This window comes from Virgibacillus sp. M23, from assembly GCF_034190895.1.
Classification (GTDB): domain Bacteria; phylum Bacillota; class Bacilli; order Bacillales; family Amphibacillaceae; genus Virgibacillus; species Virgibacillus salarius.
In genome coordinates this window covers 1-1,742 of the sequence record NZ_JAWDHA010000121.1, presented here as the reverse complement: position 1 = coordinate 1,742, position 1,742 = coordinate 1, and the positions used below count along the sequence as shown (strand labels likewise).

Here is a 1,742-nt window from a genome sequence, read left to right as displayed (position 1 = left end):
AGCCCTAAAGCTATTTCGGAGAGAACCAGCTATCTCCGTGTTCGATTGGCATTTCACCCCTACCCACACCTCATCCCCGCATTTTTCAACATACGTGGGTTCGGGCCTCCAGTCAGTGTTACCTGACCTTCACCCTGGACATGGGTAGATCACACGGTTTCGGGTCTACGACCGCATACTATGTCGCCCTATTCAGACTCGCTTTCGCTGCGGCTCCGTGTCTTCCACTTAACCTTGCATACGATCGTAACTCGCCGGTCCATTCTACAAAAGGTACGCCGTCACCCATTAACGGGCTTCGACTACTTGTAGGCACACGGTTTCAGGTTCTCTTTCACTCCCCTCCCGGGGTGCTTTTCACCTTTCCCTCACGGTACTGGTTCACTATCGGTCACTAGGGAGTATTTAGCCTTGGGAGATGGTCCTCCCGGATTCCGACGGAATTCCACGTGTTCCGCCGTACTCAGGATCCACTCCGGAGGAAATTCTCTTTCGATTACAGGGCTCTTACCTCCTATGGCGGATCTTTCCAGATCGCTTCATCTAAAGAATTTCTTGGTAACTCCAATGGAGTGTCCTACAACCCCAGAAGGCAAGCCTTCTGGTTTGGGCTAATTCCGTTTCGCTCGCCGCTACTCAGGAAATCGCGTTTGCTTTCTCTTCCTCCGGGTACTGAGATGTTTCAGTTCCCCGGGTATGCCTCCTCTACCCTATGTATTCAGATAGAAGTACTGTTCCATTACGAACAGTGGGTTCCCCCATTCGGAAATTCCCGGATCAACGTCTACTTACGACTCCCCGGGACATATCGGTGTTAGTCCCGTCCTTCATCGGCTCCTAGTGCCAAGGCATCCACCGTGCGCCCTTATTCACTTAACTAGCTTTCTATGAATAAGCGTACTTATTTATCGCCTTAACTTTTGGTTTTCTAGCTTCCGCTCATAGCGATTAGCATGACTTCCTTCCTCTTCGTACGATAAGTCAACATCGATTCACTTACGTTTATCGTGTTTCCTTTATCTCCTGCGAGTCAGTCCAGTCTGTACATCGCTAAACATTCGCTTCCGCTTTTAGTTTGATGTCGTTGTTACTCTTATTTAGTTTTCAAGGTACAAACTTCCACAGGATGTGGTGACTTCTGTGTTCGTCACAGGACGTGACGGATCTTAACAGAAGATCCTTTCACCCTTGAGAGACATCATTTACTCTCTCAAAACTGAACCAAACAACCAAGTATGTCCTTACAAACCATTCGTAAAGAATGGTTCGCGTTCCGTAATTATCCTTAGAAAGGAGGTGATCCAGCCGCACCTTCCGATACGGCTACCTTGTTACGACTTCACCCCAATCATTGGTCCCACCTTCGGCGGCTGGCTCCAAAAGGTTACCTCACCGACTTCGGGTGTTACCAACTCTCGTGGTGTGACGGGCGGTGTGTACAAGGCCCGGGAACGTATTCACCGCGGCATGCTGATCCGCGATTACTAGCGATTCCGGCTTCATGCAGGCGAGTTGCAGCCTGCAATCCGAACTGAGAATGGTTTTATGGGATTTGCTTGACCTCGCGGCTTCGCTGCCCTTTGTTCCATCCATTGTAGCACGTGTGTAGCCCAGGTCATAAGGGGCATGATGATTTGACGTCATCCCCACCTTCCTCCGGTTTGTCACCGGCAGTCACCTTAGAGTGCCCAACTAAATGCTGGCAACTAAGATCAAGGGTTGCGCTCGTTGCGGGACTTAAC

Annotated in this window: 2 rRNA genes; both read right to left on the bottom strand. The window is 50.1% G+C overall.

What is annotated here, in order from left to right:
* Positions 1-879: ribosomal RNA gene (locus RVS70_RS21485) — 23S ribosomal RNA — on the bottom strand; the annotation flags it as partial.
* 410 nt (positions 880-1,289) lie between these two features.
* A 16S ribosomal RNA gene (locus tag RVS70_RS21480) occupies positions 1,290-1,742 on the bottom strand; the annotation flags it as partial.